We start from the raw sequence: 16669 nt of genomic DNA on the forward strand, positions 1-16669 counted from the left end.
TCGCAATGATGGCATTATGATAGGCTATCGTTCGAATCGCAGGGTCCCCTGCGAGAGACCCTGTTAAAACAGAGCAGTAGTGCGTTTAAGCTAATACCAATGGGAAGTACAAGTATTTCACTAAACAGAATTAAATAAGTTGATTGGTATACTGCCTTCATAAAAAAAGAAATAACCCGATAAAAGAGGAACCCTAACTACTATATAAGGCCTTCAGAAAACCTCTCCGTTCCGCTCTCTTCCGCATTGTTTGTTGCGGTCGGCACAGGCCAAGCCAACTTACTGACTTCAGAAGCAACAAACGCAGCGGCGGGGTTTTTGGTTACTTTTTTTCCTGAAGAAAAAAGTGACACCCGCGGTAGCGGCTGAAGAAGATAATTCACTGACTTAAGTTCTTTTTTCTACTGCCTGGAAAGCAGCAGGACCTATAGAAACAAGACGTCTCATTTCCCGTTAGGAACGGTACTGCAAGAAGAGAATAGAATGTCAAGCATTGATTAAAGTCGGGCTCATAGCCGCCCGATGGCCTATTTCTTTTCCCTTGATGGAAAAGAAACAAAAGATCAAGGCTTCACAGCCTGGAGCTAAAAGTCCCAAAAACAGCTATCTGCAATTTGAAGCCGTGGGAGTGGAAGAAGAAGTTCTACCGTTTCTGCACCACTTCGCCAAATTGCTTTTTGCAGTAGTAGAATTGAAAAGTTTCTGCATGCAGTTTTCAGAACTTTCTTAACGCTCCATTCTGTGATGCCGGAGAGGAGACAGTTACAAGCCAGAAGGCCTTTTCAAATCTTGAAAAGACACCGAAAGTTGGAGCTTATGGCTTTTTGATTTTGTACGATCTTCTTCGAACGTCCTGGCCTACTAAGTTGATTGTTATACTGCATTCATAAGAAAAGAAATAACCCGATAAATGAGGAACCCTAGCTGCTATATAAAGCCCACTGACAACCTCTCCGTTCACCTATTTCTCCGCATCGTTTGTTGCGGGATGTACTGACCAAGCCAACCCACTAACTTCCATAGCAAGAAACGCAGCGGCGGGGTTTTTTGCTTACTTTTTTTTCCTGAAGAAAAAAAGTAAGACCCGCGGTAGCGAAAAGAGAAGATAATTCACTGACTTAAGTTTTTTGTTTCCAGCAGAACAAAACGCACTACCCCTATAAAACTTAGAAGAAGCTTTTTATCGGTTGGAGATTGCCACGGCTCATTCCTCTCCACTATCGGCGATATATTAGAACCTTTATATCCTTTAGAGACCTCGAAGCCTCGCAATGACGGCGTGATGATAGGCCATCGTACCAAAAAATCCGACTTTTGTCCAGTCGGGGTCTCCCGCAGGGGACCCTGACTGCCAACCGATCACTTTCCTGGCAATCGGAAGGCAGGGTCCTCTGCCAGAGACCCTGCTAAGACAGACCCTAACCCTCACTCACACCCACAACATTATCATCCCTCCTCACATCAATCATCAGCGAGTTCGGATCAATACCACCGAGCGCAGGCTTTCGGGGAACCGTTACTTTGATAATCTGCTCACCCGAGCGGATGCGGTGCATTCGCAGATAAAGTGGCTTGTCTAACCCCTTGCCTTCCTCATACAGACCGACTTCCAGCCAGTCATTCATCGGCACTTCCTTTTCAGCACCCGTAGGATCAACAACCACCTTTTGAGCCTGCACCTTCATCGTCACCTCCCACGTGCCTGCTTTAGTTCGCTCTGCCGTCATTTTCTTTGTTTTGAGGCGCCAGTACGTATTCTTCTCAAACAGGTCGTCCAGCAGGTATTTGAGGGAGTCAGGGGTCACCTTTTGGATCTCCTGGTAGAGATCAGGGGTAGTCGGCAGAGGCAGCTCTCCTGAGCTGTGTTTTTCGAGCAGACGCCGAAGCGCGCCATTAACCTTGTCTTTACCGATGTACTTACTCAGGGCATACATGGCGAGTCCGCCCTTGCGGTAGTACAGAAAAGAATCATTCGCCCTGATCAGGGAAGGTGTCGCGAGTGAGCGCGGCATTTCATAGGAGGAATGCAGATAGTTTACGTACTGCTGCAAATGACCGGCACCATATTCCTTTTCCAGAACCTGCATGCCGGAATAAACGGAAAGTCCCTCGATCAGAACGCCGGCTCCTTCTACGTTTGCCGGACTTAACCTGGCGAGTCCCCACCACTGGTGGGCCACCTCATGAGCTAAAATATAGTACGGAAGATCAAAGCCCGTCGGACTGTCATCGGGCGTCATTAGCGAATATGTTTCTCCGTAATAGATCATGCCCGCATCCGCACTTGCACCACCCGTGTTACCTGCCCGCTCTATCACCGTGAAATACTCGTAGGGGTACGGACCAAATTGCTCCGTAAAATACGTCAACGACGCTTTCACGCTCCGGAGTATCCGGTCGATATTTGCAGCATGATCCGGATGATAGTAAAGCCTGATCGCAACCTTATTCCACCTGCTTTCCTGGACCGCATATTTCGCTGAAAGAATGGAATACTCGCCCCCGATGGGAGCATTGGTTTTATAGTGGAAGTAGCGACGGTTGGAATGGGTCCAGCTCTTTTGCAAAATGCCCGGTGCAACGGCAACTTCATCATTTGCGGTACCGACAATGGCTTCAAAGGTAACCTGATCGGTACTGAGGGGCTTTTTTCGCGCAACAGAATCATCAAGAGAACGTATCGCAGGACGGGCAGCCAGCTTATACTTTTTCCGAACGACCGCATCATTGAGTTCCCGGTAGCTTTGGTAGCCAATGGATGGCATCAAATCATAATTTGAGAATACAGTGCCATTCCTGACCACCAACGGGTTTGTGCCGTTATGTTCGAATCCCTCCTGCTTATAGCGAACCACAAAGTTTAATTGCAGTGAGTCTCCCGGCAGCAGTGCCTGCTCCAATTTATAGATGTTATGACTTAGTTTTTCGTCTGTCACTACAGTCGATGCAGGCCGGTTAAACTTCACGTCAGCAGGCGCTATGCCCGAAAGACTGCTCAGATGTATGGAATCTATGGATACCCTATGCCTGTTTACAAGTGTATAAGCTGCCCGGATCTCTGCTTCCTGCCGCTCCGGATAGATCTCCACGTGCAGCTTCGTAGCCGTCAGTTGGGGTTGCAGGGTATTCCGGTACCGGCCGTAAAGTCGTTCGTATTCAGCCTTCCGCTCATTGATTTCGGAACCCGTCTCGTACTCGTTCAGCACATTGGTATTATAGAATATGAAGCTGCCCATGGTCAGTATCAGCACGGAGGCTATAATTGCAAGTCCGATTGTTGAGCTGGTGAAACGGCGCTTTACTAACTGAAGCCGGTATTTCAAACTCTGCTCTCTTCCCCGTACCCAGAGCAACCTTGCCCCCACCGCAAGCAGTAAAGCCCATGCAATCCAGTACGCTTTAAACCAGAGCCACGGTCCTATTGTAGTTCCGAAGCCACGCATGTCGGTGTACCACCATCCGGGGTCTTTCCCAAAAACGAGCATACTGTGCTCGACCTGGAACGTGGACGGAAAGGCCATAAAGCCGAAAACCAGGAGCACCACCAGGTGAGCTATAGCTTTTTGATTGACCAATACGTGTACCACAAAAACGAGAACGGCAAAGAGCAGGTAGTTTACGAGCTGAAGTCCGAAGAGAGCTTTCATATACAGGCCGATCTCCAGATTATCATAGTCCAGGCCCAGCTGCATCGCCACACCTCCTGCCATCACCAGGGCCATCCATACCATGATGATCAGCCCTAATCCCAGGAACTTACCTGTTAAGAGTACCCAATCCGGTACCGGGGTGGCATCAGTCAGATCACTCACGCGCGCATCCCGTTCACTCCAGACCAGCTCTCCAGCGAAGTACATGATGAGCAGCGGAATAACCACCCATTGGCTACCAATGTTCCCTACCGAGGGAGTCAGGAAGGATATAACCTGCTGCGTAGTTGGAAGCAAGGGAATGCCAAACTGCGTCATGATCCGGGAGCCAAACACCGCAGAGACGATGGCAATAATAGCCACCAGCGTAAGTCCTACCGGGTTGCGGACTATCTTGCCAAAGGATGCCCATGCAATCCGAAGCGTCTGCCGAAATCCGGTTGCAAAGCCGAAGCTGCGCTGAACCTGGGGAATAGCGATTGCCTTTGATCTCAATACTACAGTGTCCGCAGTCGTTTGAGCCTGTAAGCTGGACCGCCGTTTAAAGCGGGACCACCAGCTGTTCGTTACCGGATTCGCAAAGTTAAAACGGAGGTAGGTAAGCCACAGGCACCCGATGGCAACACTAAGCCACAAGATTCGATTCCAAAGGAACATTCCTTCCAGCGTAATTAGTCGTGTGTTTTTTTCTGTTGGCGTCCATGTTCCCAGTTCGCTGCTAACTATACCGGCAACACCTATCGGATCCAGTAATTTAACAAGGTCCCAGTTACCGAAGAGCTTCGCCACCGTCACCGCGATAACCTGGGCGACAATGGCCAACAGCAGGCTGGCCAGGTAACTGGCCATCACCTGGCGGCTAAGCGTTGCAAAGGTGAATTGCAGGGCTGTTGCCAGGAAAACAGTCGGTAATGCTATCAGGAAGTAGACATTCAGGTAAGGCACTACCCTGAACGGCCCTAATTCACCCTCACCCATCCCCGGCATGTAGAAGGAAAGAAGAATACCCACGGGCAATGCAAGTATCAAAAGCGCATTCACCGCAAAGGCTGCAAGAAATCGTCCGCCCAGGTAGTCAAGCTTGCTAACCGGAGTGATGTAGGTAAGGGGATGCATACGCGTCCTCAAGTCGCGTGCCGCTGCTTCCCCGGCTATGGCGGCGCCCATCACCAGCCAGATCAGGCCGCCAATAACCGTAATCCCTATGATGTGAAATGTATTGTTAACGATCACTCCATCACCCGGTGTGATGAGCACGCCCATACCCAGTGTAAATAATAACAGGACTGCTAAATAAAGCCAGGTGGAGATGCTCCCTATGTGATAGGCGAACTCAAAGCGAAAGATGGTCCAGAGCTTCATCATACAACCGCAGGCTTATAATTTCCCATATGACCTGCCATGGTGCTGAAATAGACATCTTCCAGGTCAGGGACCACGGGTTCAAAGCCATTGCCGGGATTTTCTTCACTGTAGATATGGACTACTGTTTTACCGCTTAGCAGTTTGTTTGAGATGATCTTATGCTCGCGCTCCAAATCTGTCAGCATACTTTTCTCAACAATGCGGCGCCAGATCATTCCTTGCAGTGACTCCACTGCTTTTAAAGGCTCAGCTTCCTGCAGGATCTGCCCCTTATTGATGATCGCCATCCGGGTGCAGAGCTCGCTCACATCTTCTACAATATGAGTAGACAGGATCACGACGCTGTTCTCACCCAGTTCGCTCAACAGGTTGAGAAAACGCACCCGTTCAGCAGGATCCAGCCCTGCGGTCGGCTCATCCACGATCATCAGAGTGGGATTTCCCAGCATGGCCACTGCCACGCCAAAACGCTGCTTCATACCACCCGAGAAGCCGCCAAGTTTCTGCCTGCGCACGTCCCAAAGGTTGGTTTGTCTCAGTAAGGCTTCTACCACTTCTTTTCTGGAAGCCCGGTTGGTGATGCCTTTAAGCACGGCGAAGTAATCGAGCAGGTCTTCGGCCTTTGCTTTAGGGTAGAGCCCAAACTCCTGCGGCAGGTAGCCCAGCGTCTGGCGCACCTCCTCTTTCTGGTTGAGCAGGTCCAATACGGTGCCTGTCGAAGTATCCAGGTGAATACTTCCGCTATCCGGTTCCTGCAAGGTGGCCAGAATCCGCATCAGCGTAGATTTACCGGCACCGTTAGGTCCCAGCAGGCCGTACATGCCATTCGGAATAGTGAGCGTCACGTCCCGTAGCGCCTGAACACCGTTGGGATATATTTTGGAGATATTGGTAATTGTTAGTGCCATAGAATATCAGTGAATACTGACGCTAATGTAATATATGGTACTATGTATTGCAAGCTATTGAATGAATTATCGACGAAAGCGCCTTTTTTATCTATGAACCCGTTGATAGTTCAAATTCAGCAAAGGCGCCTAACATTCTGACTGGGGCTGGGAACATTGGTACAGGGCTGCATTCGATTTAAGCCGGTAGCTAACCAGGATATAAAATTCGTACGTCAAAGAACTATCGATTCCATTTTGAGGTGGAATCTTTAAACCAGGTTTCAAAAAACCTCCCAACACCGCTTTAGACTCCCAGACCTCCTTTCTGTCAAAGCCACCAAATGCTAAAGCAATCCATTAATTAGAGGCAATGCTTCCTCTCAAATAAATATGAAATACCATTCTAGCTAATTACCGGGGATGGTATGAGTTGGTAGGTCGGAAGATATACGCAGGAATTTATAACAACACTGACTGAACACCGGATACCTCCGATGAAACAGCTCTGCGATACCCTACCTTAACCTGTTCCTGAATTCTCGCGGTGCAATCCCTAATATTTTTCTGACATACCGGGTAAAAAACGACCGGCTTGAAAAATTCATTTCGTCTGCAATCTCAGAAATGTTCAGATTTTTGTTCCGTAGCAAAAGAGTTAACCTCTCTCTGACGTAACGCTGTATCCATCCGGATGCGGTGATACCGGTATTCTGCTTGCATACATAATTCAAATACTTAGCGGTAATATGTAGCCGCCCGGCATAATATTGTACCTCACGTTCTCTCATACAATGCTCCTGCGCCAACTGCATAAACCGCTCGTAAAGTGAGCCGCTTTCTAAAGTTCGTTTGTGGCGGTCGTATTCATTGGCAAACGTGTGCCACATTTCAAAAATGAATAGCTTCATCTGCAATTTCAGAACTTCATCGTAAAAGCGATGTTGTGTTTCTGCAAATTTATGGTGAAGGAGCTGAAAGTTTGAAAGCACCCGTTGCTTGTCGTTTTTATCGCCCAGGTGCAATACCGGGTTTTCTTTAGAGTGAAGTACAGCATCAATACTCCAGCTTTGATCCGGAATATTTTCATCCAGAAAGTCTCTTTCGACAAATAATACGGTTGCTTTGAATTTTGTTGAAAAGCTCAAATCCGATACCATACTATCTGCAAACCAAAACACAAAGTCACCGGCTTTACAGATATAGGGCCTGTCATTAAAAACGAACTGCATACTTCCTCTCTGGCAGAAGAGGTGCGTATGAAAACGATTCAAAAAATCACCCGCGAATTGCGCATCACCCGATGCTTCAAGCAAGACGATCCTATCCTTTCTTTCTATGTTCATTACAAGTTTTTGCTCTCCTAAATATACGTAATATTTACCATTATATGCGTAAGAAGTGTAACGGATGGAACACGAGTGCATGGTATCTTTGTATTATGAATAAGATGGAAACGAACGAGACAAATATTTTTCAGCGACTACTGAACGGAGAGCTTGTTCCACTCAGTGATGCGGATTACTCCAAAATTGGTGATGCCTGTAACGATACCCGCCAACTGCTCGTAGAGTTGAACAATGAAGCCGATTCGGACAGAATAAGAAAATTGCTGGGTCAAATAATCGGTTCTGAAGTTGATGCTACTACAACAGTTTTCCCGCCATTCCAGATCGATTACGGGAAGAATACTAAAGTCGGTGAAAACGTATTTATCAACTTTGACTGTACAGTTCTGGATCTGGGTGGTATTACCATCGATGATGACGTCCTCATCGCTCCGAAAGTTAGCTTGTTATCCGAAGGCCATCCTGCTTCGCCAGAAGACCGGCACTCATTGATCGCTAAGCCAATTCACATAAAACGCAATGCCTGGATTGGCGCCGGTGCCACCGTGCTGCAGGGTGTTACCATTGGTGAAAACTCGATCGTAGCAGCTGGAGCGGTGGTGTCACAGGATGTTCCGGACAATTCAATAGTCGCAGGAGTACCTGCAAAAATTATCAAAAACTTATAAAACGAAATTTTATGAAACGAATATTAATAATTGCAATGATGGCACTCCTGACAACGGGAGTATCCAATGCGCAGAATAAACAAAAAGAACAGTCGGATAAGAAAGTAGTTATGGAACAAATATCTCCGGATGCATATACCACTTTTAAGGTTAGCAACAACGTTACGATGTATAAGGTCAGGTTTCAGAACCAATACAGAATGACCGTTGCGGGACATCTTTTCATTCCGAAGAGTTTAGGAATGAACAGTAAACATTCGGCCATCATTGTAGGGAATCCGATGGGTGCGGTGAAAGAGCAAAGTGCTAACGTGTATGCCTCGAATATGGCTGAGCGGGGGTTCATAACCTTATCTATTGACCTGACCTTTTGGGGTGAAAGCGGAGGCGAGCCGCGTAACGTGGTTGCTCCGGAAATGTATGCAGAAGATTTCAGCGCAGCGGTTGATTTTTTAGGCACACGTTCATTTATTGACAGGACCAGAATTGGTGTGCTTGGCGTGTGTGGCAGTGGCAGTTTCGTAATCAGTGCAGCGAAGATCGACCCGCGCATGAAAGCAATCGCGACCGTTAGCATGTACGATATGGGGTCAGCCAGCCGGAATGCACTGAACCATTCTCAGACCGTTGAGCAGAGGAAAAAGGCTCAGGCGGAAGCTGCCGAGCAACGTTATGCCGAGTTTAACGGTGGTCCAATAAAATACACAGGTGGCACAGTGCATCAGTTAGATGAAAACACACACCCTATTCAACGTGAGTTTTACGACTTTTATCGTACTGCAAGAGGAGAATACACTCCAGCCACAGGTTCACCTGAACTGACAACTCACCCTACACTTTCAAGCAATGTTAAGTTCAACAACTTTTATCCGTTTAACGACATCGAAACAATCTCGCCCCGCCCCATGCTTTTCATCACAGGAGATATGGCACACTCAAAAGAGTTTAGTGAAGATGCTTACAAACGGGCATCCGAACCAAAAGAGTTGGTCTACATCCCGAATGCAGGTCACGTTGATTTGTATGATAAAGTAGATTTGATACCATTCGATAAGTTGACCGCCTTCTTTAAGAAGCATCTCAACTAATAAGAATAAAACTTTAGCGTTATTCGAAATCAAAAAACATTAATTAAAACCACAGATATGAAAACATTATTCATAACAGCGATCGCTTCTTTAGCATTGCTAACAACAAGTTGTATGGAAAATAAACCGGAAAACAAAAAGACTGATGTTGAAGCTATTTTTCCAAAAGGCGAATTAGGTCCGGCTCAGAACTTTACCGGAAATGCGTGGAATACGCCACTGGTTGCAGATGACAGTACGTACAATACGGTTATTGGAAACGTCTACTTTGAACCGGGAGCCAGAAGCAATTGGCATAGACACCCTTCAGGTCAGATACTGATCATAACAGACGGTGTAGGTTACCATCAAATTAAGGGACAGCCAAGGCAAACAATTAAAAAGGGCGATGTAGTAAAATGTCCAGCCAATGTAGAACACTGGCATGGTGCAAGTCCTGATACAGGCATGCAACAGATGTACGTTTTACCAAAAACACAAAAGGGCATTGTAACCTGGTGGCAGAAAGTAACAGACGAAGAATATACTAATTCGAAGTAGATTCATTAGAACAAAAGCTCCACCCAAACACCGGATAACGATCAACAATGAAAAGTTCAGTTCTCAGTATTATTTTTCTGCTTTCAATAATCACCAACTGTGCCGCCTGTGACAAAGGTTCCACTGAGCCCGGTACCGGAAATGCAGAAAGTAACCAGGATAGCTCAACCAATAATTCGCCAAATGAAATGGAAATCAAGATCGGTTCTTCTACGTTCACCGCCACCCTCTATGACAATCCAACTGCTGCAGCTTTTAAAGCGCTGCTACCCATGACCATCAACATGGCAGACTTAAATGGCAATGAGAAATATTTTGATCTTGCTAACAGCCTGCTTGTAAAATCTGTAAATCCTGGAACAATACAGAGCGGTGACCTGATGGTTTACGGTTCCAAAACCTTAGTGCTTTTCTACAAATCATTTGACACATCCTACAGCTATACCAAACTTGGACGTATCAATGATCCTGAAGGGATTGCTGCAGCGCTCGGCAAAGGCAATGTGACCGTCGCTTTTAAACTTTGATATGCTTACGAGGGCCCCGGGTCCACCCCTGCTGTCGCCATCAGGTTGGGATTTTCCAGCATGGCTACTGCCACGCCAAAGCGCTGCTTCATACCACCCGAGGAGCCGCCAAGCTTCTGCCTGCGCACGTCCCAAAGGCTGGTTGTTTCAGTAAAGCTTCTACCACTTCCCGGTTCGTGATGCCCTTGAGCACAGCGATTAATCCAACAGATCTTCCGCTTTTGCTTTAGGGTAGAGTCCAAACTCCTGCGGCAGGTGGCCCAGCGTTTGGCGCACCTCCTCTTTCTGTTTCAGCACATCAATGTCGCCGAGGTGAATACTTCCTTGATCTGGTTCCTGCAAGGTGGCCAGGATCGGCATCAGCGTAGATTTGCCCGCACCGTTAGGTTCCAGCAGACCGTACATGCTATTTGGAATGGTGAGCGTAACGTTCCGGAGCGCCTGAATTGTTAGTGCCATAGAATATCAGTTGAATATTGATGCTGCCATGCAAATGTGGGTAAACGGCTAACATTCTTACTGCCCGTTGAGGCCAATGGTAGAAGGCCAAACTTCCTAACTGATAGAGACCCACTAAATAAAACTCGTGTCAAAGAACTATCGATTTCATTTCCATTGTGTTGGTCGAACTTCTTCACCACAGCCACAAAAAGTTTGCGTAGCAGCTATTAAATTCTTTTGCTAGATTGGAAGAACTTATTATTATGAAAACGATCTTTCTATTACTATGCATACTACATTTATCAACCAACAGCTTTAGTCAAACAAGTCGTGAGTACCGTGATTCTGGAATTAAAAAGGTAAAAATGAAGGATTTTGCAGGTGCTTTGTATGATTTTAACAAATCAGTGGAGCTTAACCCAAAATATGATGGTGGTTATATATTAAGGGCGATGGCTAAAAAAGACCTTCACGATTTAAAAGGAGCTTTAAGTGATTTTAATAAAGCAATTGAGATAAATCCGAAAAACGAGAAATTCTTTGTAAGTCGAGGGATGGTAAAAAGAGATCTTGATGATTATAAAGGTGCAATATCTGATTTTAGCAAGGTAATTGAGATTAATCCTAGAAATGAACATGGATATCTTTGGAGAGGTAGATCGAGATTTCATTTAAAAGACTTTAAGGGAGCTTTTGCAGATTGCACCAGGGCGGTAAATATTAATAATGAAAATGCAGATGCTTATTATTATCGCGCAGCTGCAAACGCCCAGCTTTCAGGAACTCGAATAAGCGTATGTCAGGACCTGAATAAGGCACTTCAACTAGGATCACAAGATGCTCAGGAATTAATAGATGTTGCTTGCAAATAACTTTGTCACAAAATATCTAAGAGTTTTTCTTTACTGCAATCCATTGAATGAGGATTAAGCTTTAGAACTGGCTCCAAAATTGACTACCTTGTTGATCTCCATCTAAATCGTCATTCCAGTTAGATGTGTAGGATTTAATATCATCTTCAGAAAAGTTTCTATCTACACTTTTTCTGACATCTTTTTCCAAAAGGAGTGATATTTCTGATAGTAAAGAGCCATCTTTCAAAATGTATAAATCATCACGATGATTTGCAATATATTGATCGCCTACCACTCGAGAATACTTTATAAAGTTGATGTTTTTTAATTCCTCTGAAAACTCATGAACTCTTGATTCAATAATTGGGTGATAGTTGTATTTATTTAAGTTTGCGTTGCCTACTGCGAAACTGATAAGCTCATTAATTTTATATTTCTTTTCTAGGAGCGACGGGAGTAGATAGAAATCCTTTACTTCTCTTATGGCCCATTCAAGATACTGTATGTTATTATTAATTAGAAAAGTACTTTCATGAATGTCAATATGATCATTTAGGATAGAATTCCTCGATACTTCACATAAGCTTTTGAAGTTAGATGTTAAACTTTTGACAATTATTACTAAAAGCAAAATAAGGGTCTTGTCTTGCGGATCTTTTGAACCGACTATTTCAAAACTATTTTGTGTTAATAAGAATTTTACTTTGCCTTCGTTTAATCCCTCATCAAACCCCTTTAAAATTGATTTGCTTATATTAAATGGAAGCAATATTGATTGTTTAAACTCTTTGTTAGTCAAAAAGTTGAATAACGTATTTATATAATTCTGAAAAACATGGGCACCTAAGTATTGTAATTTGCCATATATAACCTCATCGAAACTTTTGCCTTTATATTTTCCGAAATTAAAAACTGGTTCTTTTGAAATTCTTTTAAGAATTGTTTTTTTTACTATCTCTCCGTTTTCAATTTTCAAAGCAACATAATCGGAATATATTGGATAATATTTCTGAAATTCATAAAAGGGTACACCCAGTCCAATTGCAATGTCACCTGTGAACCAATTAGCTGGGACCGGCTTAAGTGTCTTAAAAATCTCCTGAAGTGGCCAATTATTGGATTCTCTATCGGCTACATAAAGCTTTGCACATTTTATGTCGGAAAGATGAAGCCTATTTTCAATAATCTTCCAAGTACCTTTATAGCCAGAAAAATTTGTCATAGTTACCCGCTCAATGCGAATCTCAGGCCTCGTGGCTAAGTAGCTCCGCAACGGACTTTCTGAGAAAAATCGCCATTTCCCATCATAAAAAATTGTTTCCTGTTCTTGAACTGAGAATGACATATAATTGAAGGTATAGTTTAGCAAGGTATTAGCCTTATCCGGCGGCTTCATTTAAAATAAGTCTAACGCTTCAATTGGTATGACGCCATGATTTTCTGTATTATGAAAATTTTCCATTCTATCAGCACCGGTAACTGCAACTCCTATAACATTTGATTCGCTATCAAATATAGGACTTCCACTATTGCCGGCAATTAAAGGTACACTAACTAACATCCTTCTAATTCCAGATACCATCCTAAATCCGGAAATCCTTCCAGTGTTAATGACTCCCGAATCTCCCAACCTGTAATTCGGGAATCCTGCTACAGCAATAAAATCCTGTTGTTTGACATCATCCGTTTTGCCACTTTGTAGGCTGCAAAAATCTTCCATACTAACTATAGAAATTACAGCCAAATCAATAATCTCATTTCTTTTAATAACTTGTATATCGTACTTTTTTGTGATCTCGGATGGTCTAAATGCTCTTGTTTTAGAACCAAGTACATGTTCACATGTTACGAGACCAAATCCACTCAAATAAAAAGCAGTGCCTTGCTTCGATGTTTCCTCGCATTCAAGAACCCATAAAGCTGAATTTATTAATGAAGTATTAAGCTGGGGCGATAACCTTTCGAGTTTACGTTTCTCGATTTTATATAATTCGGGGATGAGAATATTATCTATCCAAGGACTTAATGTTGCAACTATAAATTTCCAAGCTTCCTCTGCTATTTCCTTAGAGTTACCGTTTTGAAAAGGGCCAATAAATAAAAATTTATTATAGGAGTAGTATTCATCCCCAAATGAATTATATAAAGTCGTAAAATCAACATTAACTAATGAATTTACTCTTGATTTGATCGAATCAACTTTATTTGGCTCCATTTTTTTAAGAGAACCATTTTTATATTTAAAGTCTTGTGAAAGTGAAATAATCATTAAGTTATCTTCATTATAGCTTTCTACAGCCCAACCGTTTGAGAAAGGCAGTGCATTGTTTAATTCAGGTAAATGTTCTCTAATTATATCCCCAATTGTATTGATAATATGAGGGCATATCAAACCAAAGGAATCTAAAGTGCATTTTGAATCTACGGTTATCATTTTATTTTAGTTAGTGACATTTAAGCTTTCTTCGAACTGTTGCAAAATTAACTGTGTTTCTAAAATTGTATATTAATAAATCCTAGTCTTTGATCCTTAATGATAGAGTAAGAAACCGTTATTAATTCAAATTTACCCAGTCTTCCCTTCATACAACCACTTCTGAAACCCAATAAACATATCCCTGATCACCTTCACCCCACCCAACGTCTGCGCTCCATCATTCAGAGAATGATACTTCAACTCCAACAGCTTAGGCAGCTTCTCTTCATCCAGTTCCTCTACCCCGGTTTCGATGTATTTGGCTAGCACAAACTCTAAAAACTCCTTTTGGTTATCATTCAAAAGAGCAAAGATGTTCGACTGAGCGTTTACAACCCTGTTCTCTCTGGATAACGGGGTGAAGTTGCTGTTGTACACATACTCAAGCACATCAAACAGATCGCTTTTTTCAGCATTGATTAACTTTTGAACTACTGTTAATTCTTCCCTACCAAAACCTGCCTCATCCAGTTTTTCAAGCAAGGTTCTGCGGGTCAAAGGGTTCGACCATATATTGCGTAGCTCATCCTCATCTTTAAACAGTGCGGGTAAGGCGCCGAATAGATTATCTAAAAACTCCTGTGCAGAAATTGGCCGACCATCAGCACTCCAATAGGAAGTAGACATCATGTGTTGTATTTCCCGCTCTTTCCCGTCCCGGAGCTTGATCTTGATCTTTTGCTTTGCTGGAGCTGGTGGTTCCCCTCCGTCAACCGGAGGTAATGGTGGACCAACTGGCGGACGAGGTGTTGGCGCTACAGGTTCTTCAGGTTCACCATCCCATTCCGGATCTGCGAAATGTTTATACGCATCCACAAAATCGTAGATGGTGAAAAACTTCTTACCGTCAAACAAACGAGTTCCTCTTCCTACTATTTGTTTAAACTCGATGATATCCCGTATAGGGCGAAGCAAAACAATGTTACGTACGTTGCGTGCGTCAACTCCTGTAGATAGCTTCCGTGAAGTTGTTAAAACCGTAGGCAATGATTTTTCATTGTCCTGAAACTCCTTTAAATATTGATCTCCTAAACCGCCATCATTGGCGGTTACACGAACACAGTAATTTGTGGCTGTTGATTTCTTATTCTGGTTAATCAGGTCCCGGGTTAAGGCAGCGTGACCCTGACTGGCACAAAAAACAATCGTTTTTTCTTTCTGATCAACCTCATCCAGGTAAAGCTGTACCCGTTTCCGTTCCCGCTCTTTAATTTCTATGGTCACATTGAAATCCTTTTCAGTATAAGTCTTACCATATTCAACCTCTCCTTCCATCAGGATATCATCACTGGTATAAGTGTAATCATCTAATGTGGTTTGAATACGCTTGACCTTGAATGGCGTTAAGAAACCATCGTTGATACCTTGCTTTAAAGAATAGATGTAAACCGGTTCGCCGAAATATGCGTAGGTATCTACGTTATCCTTGCGTTTAGGTGTGGCGGTTAGACCAAGCTGAACGGCCGGAGAAAAGTATTCCAGAATTCCTCGCCAGTTACCTTCTGCATTTGCCCCGCCGGTATGACATTCGTCAATAATAATCAGGTCGAAATAATCTTTAGGGTACTCTCCGAAATTTGGTAATGGATTACCGTCGTTATCCGCGCCCGACATAAAGGTTTGGAAGATGGTAAAGAATATGCTTCCGTTTGTGGGCACTCTTCCGTTCTTTTTAACTTCCGCAGGATTGATCCGAACCAATGCATCCTCGCTAAAAGCGGAATAAGCAGTGAACTCGCCAAAAGCCTGATTGGCTAATATATTACGGTGAGCCAAGAATAAAACCCGTGGTCTGCGACTTCCGTCACGTTGCAGATTCCTGCGGGTTTGAAACAGTTTCCATGCGATGTGGAAGGCTATGGTTGTTTTCCCTGTTCCGGTGGCGAGGGTCAATAATATACGTTGCTGGTTTTTTGCAATAGCATCAGTTACCCTGGTTACGGCAATTTCCTGGTAATAGCGTGGCTTCTTCGTTCCGCTAATATCAGGATAGGAGATCGCATCAAACTGATCTCTCCATGTATTCTGATCGCCAAAGGTATGATCCCATAATTCTTGTGGTGTGGGAAAACTGCTGACTAAACCCTCTGCACCTGTCTTCATGCAGATGCGGTAAATCTCTTTACCGTTTGCCGCAAATGTGGTATCCAGTTGAAGCTTCTCTGCGTAATCTTTAGCTTGCGCAACGCCTTCACCTACTTCCAGAACATCGCTTTTAGCTTCAACGGCCGCAAGCTTGCGGTCTTTATAACTTAAAACATAATCGGCTTTTAGCGGCATCGCCCTACCGCCACCTGCCTTTATCTTTCCGGCAGTGATGTTGAACTCCCTGTGTACTTTACTTCCTTCTACCAAGCCCCAGCCCGCTGCTGTTAATTGAGGGTCTATTAATTCGGCCCTGGTTTCGGATTCGTTCATTTAGGGTTGTTTTTAATATAATCTTTGTTTTCGGGATGATTCACATTGTAAACTCGTTTAAACTCCATACTTCTTGCTCCAAAGTTGATCAATAATCCAATTGGTAAACTGTACGCCTGACAATAGTTCATTGCTTGCGCTAAATGGACATCTTCTAATTTGATTAGAGCTTTCAATTCAACCATAATATTATTTTCCACAAAAAAATCTACCCGGCGAGTGCCAATATCAATGCCTTCATAATAGATCGCCATTTCCATCTCCCGTTGAAATAACAAACTTTGCCTGCCCATCTCAATTGCCAGGGCACGCTGATAAATGACTTCCTGAAAACCATTGCCAAGAGTAGAATGCACTTTCATGGCACATCCTATAATCTTGCGGGTAGTTTCTTGATATTTCATTC

At 43.9% G+C, this 16669-nt stretch carries 14 protein-coding genes; 6 read left to right on the forward strand and 8 right to left on the reverse strand.

The window, feature by feature from the left end; translation table 11 throughout:
* Window positions 1–544: 544 nt before the first annotated feature.
* Entirely contained in the window at window positions 545–730 is a 186-nt protein-coding gene (locus AC1MCB_RS10515; RefSeq protein WP_479968708.1) for a hypothetical protein, read from the forward strand.
* A 688-nt stretch (window positions 731–1418) separates the two neighbouring features.
* On the opposite strand, the gene AC1MCB_RS10520 is transcribed toward AC1MCB_RS10515, so the two are convergent.
* From AC1MCB_RS10520 to AC1MCB_RS10530, 3 genes are all read right to left on the reverse strand, one after another.
* Entirely contained in the window at window positions 1419–5015 is a 3597-nt protein-coding gene (locus AC1MCB_RS10520; protein ID WP_479968709.1) for an ABC transporter permease/M1 family aminopeptidase, read from the reverse strand.
* Window positions 5012–5923, reverse strand: coding sequence for an ABC transporter ATP-binding protein (locus AC1MCB_RS10525; RefSeq protein WP_479968710.1), 912 nt, complete (start codon window positions 5921–5923; stop codon window positions 5012–5014). The genes AC1MCB_RS10520 and AC1MCB_RS10525 overlap by 4 nt, the downstream gene beginning before the upstream one ends.
* A 497-nt stretch (window positions 5924–6420) precedes the next feature.
* Entirely contained in the window at window positions 6421–7248 is an 828-nt protein-coding gene (locus AC1MCB_RS10530; RefSeq protein ID WP_479968711.1) for a helix-turn-helix transcriptional regulator, read from the reverse strand.
* 44 nt (window positions 7249–7292) lie between these two features.
* Here AC1MCB_RS10530 and AC1MCB_RS10535 point away from each other — a divergent pair, with 44 nt between their 5' ends.
* Genes AC1MCB_RS10535 through AC1MCB_RS10550 form a run of 4 tightly spaced genes read left to right on the forward strand, consistent with a single transcriptional unit; the run spans window position 7293 to window position 10074 of the window.
* Complete coding sequence (locus AC1MCB_RS10535) at window positions 7293–7919, forward strand: sugar O-acetyltransferase (protein WP_479968712.1); 627 nt, start codon at window positions 7293–7295, stop codon at window positions 7917–7919.
* A gap of 11 nt (window positions 7920–7930) precedes the next feature.
* Window positions 7931–9007: an alpha/beta hydrolase gene (locus AC1MCB_RS10540; protein WP_479968713.1), complete on the forward strand. Its 1077-nt coding sequence runs from the start codon at window positions 7931–7933 to the stop codon at window positions 9005–9007.
* Between the two features lie 57 nt (window positions 9008–9064).
* A complete protein-coding gene (locus AC1MCB_RS10545) occupies window positions 9065–9547 on the forward strand; it encodes a cupin domain-containing protein (RefSeq protein ID WP_479968714.1) in 483 nt (160 codons plus the stop codon).
* Between the two features lie 47 nt (window positions 9548–9594).
* Window positions 9595–10074, forward strand: coding sequence for a cyclophilin-like fold protein (locus AC1MCB_RS10550; RefSeq protein WP_479964683.1), 480 nt, complete (start codon window positions 9595–9597; stop codon window positions 10072–10074).
* A 198-nt stretch (window positions 10075–10272) separates the two neighbouring features.
* Here the strand turns inward: AC1MCB_RS10550 and AC1MCB_RS10555 are convergent, their stop codons facing one another.
* Entirely contained in the window at window positions 10273–10533 is a 261-nt protein-coding gene (locus AC1MCB_RS10555) for an ATP-binding cassette domain-containing protein (RefSeq protein WP_479964684.1), read from the reverse strand.
* A gap of 347 nt (window positions 10534–10880) precedes the next feature.
* Between AC1MCB_RS10555 and AC1MCB_RS10560 the strand changes: the two genes are divergently transcribed.
* On the forward strand, window positions 10881–11387 hold the full coding sequence (locus AC1MCB_RS10560; RefSeq protein ID WP_479964685.1) for a tetratricopeptide repeat protein: 507 nt from the start codon (window positions 10881–10883) through the stop codon (window positions 11385–11387).
* A 61-nt stretch (window positions 11388–11448) separates the two neighbouring features.
* Here AC1MCB_RS10560 and AC1MCB_RS10565 read toward each other — a convergent pair whose 3' ends face one another.
* The 4 genes from AC1MCB_RS10565 to AC1MCB_RS10580 form a co-directional block, all read right to left on the reverse strand.
* A complete protein-coding gene (locus AC1MCB_RS10565) occupies window positions 11449–12714 on the reverse strand; it encodes a hypothetical protein (protein WP_479964686.1) in 1266 nt (421 codons plus the stop codon).
* Between the two features lie 51 nt (window positions 12715–12765).
* Entirely contained in the window at window positions 12766–13803 is a 1038-nt protein-coding gene (locus AC1MCB_RS10570) for a S1 family peptidase (RefSeq protein WP_479964687.1), read from the reverse strand.
* Window positions 13804–13935: 132 nt separating this feature from the next.
* Window positions 13936–16263: an EcoAI/FtnUII family type I restriction enzme subunit R gene (gene hsdR, locus AC1MCB_RS10575; RefSeq protein ID WP_479964688.1), complete on the reverse strand. Its 2328-nt coding sequence runs from the start codon at window positions 16261–16263 to the stop codon at window positions 13936–13938.
* On the reverse strand, window positions 16260–16667 hold the full coding sequence (locus tag AC1MCB_RS10580) for a GxxExxY protein (protein ID WP_479964689.1): 408 nt from the start codon (window positions 16665–16667) through the stop codon (window positions 16260–16262). Before AC1MCB_RS10580 ends, hsdR begins: the two co-directional genes overlap by 4 nt.
* Window positions 16668–16669 lie beyond the last annotated feature (2 nt).

It is taken from the genome of Daejeonella sp. AP26 (genome assembly GCF_056680515.1).

Excerpts from the sequence above, each read along its gene's own strand:
- AC1MCB_RS10525 (WP_479968710.1), bottom strand. The coding sequence starts at position 5,923 with ATGGCACTAACAATTACCAATATCTCCAAAATATATCCCAACGGTGTT.
- AC1MCB_RS10540 (WP_479968713.1), top strand. The coding sequence starts at position 7,931 with ATGAAACGAATATTAATAATTGCAATGATGGCACTCCTGACAACGGGA.
- hsdR (WP_479964688.1), bottom strand. The coding sequence starts at position 16,263 with ATGAACGAATCCGAAACCAGGGCCGAATTAATAGACCCTCAATTAACA.
- AC1MCB_RS10550 (WP_479964683.1), top strand. The coding sequence starts at position 9,595 with ATGAAAAGTTCAGTTCTCAGTATTATTTTTCTGCTTTCAATAATCACC.
- AC1MCB_RS10565 (WP_479964686.1), bottom strand. The coding sequence starts at position 12,714 with ATGTCATTCTCAGTTCAAGAACAGGAAACAATTTTTTATGATGGGAAA.
- AC1MCB_RS10560 (WP_479964685.1), top strand. The coding sequence starts at position 10,881 with ATGAAGGATTTTGCAGGTGCTTTGTATGATTTTAACAAATCAGTGGAG.
- AC1MCB_RS10570 (WP_479964687.1), bottom strand. The coding sequence starts at position 13,803 with ATGATAACCGTAGATTCAAAATGCACTTTAGATTCCTTTGGTTTGATA.
- AC1MCB_RS10535 (WP_479968712.1), top strand. The coding sequence starts at position 7,293 with ATGCGTAAGAAGTGTAACGGATGGAACACGAGTGCATGGTATCTTTGT.
- AC1MCB_RS10580 (WP_479964689.1), bottom strand. The coding sequence starts at position 16,667 with ATGAAATATCAAGAAACTACCCGCAAGATTATAGGATGTGCCATGAAA.
- AC1MCB_RS10515 (WP_479968708.1), top strand. The coding sequence starts at position 545 with ATGGAAAAGAAACAAAAGATCAAGGCTTCACAGCCTGGAGCTAAAAGT.
- AC1MCB_RS10520 (WP_479968709.1), bottom strand. The coding sequence starts at position 5,015 with ATGATGAAGCTCTGGACCATCTTTCGCTTTGAGTTCGCCTATCACATA.
- AC1MCB_RS10545 (WP_479968714.1), top strand. The coding sequence starts at position 9,065 with ATGAAAACATTATTCATAACAGCGATCGCTTCTTTAGCATTGCTAACA.
- AC1MCB_RS10555 (WP_479964684.1), bottom strand. The coding sequence starts at position 10,533 with ATGGCACTAACAATTCAGGCGCTCCGGAACGTTACGCTCACCATTCCA.
- AC1MCB_RS10530 (WP_479968711.1), bottom strand. The coding sequence starts at position 7,248 with ATGAACATAGAAAGAAAGGATAGGATCGTCTTGCTTGAAGCATCGGGT.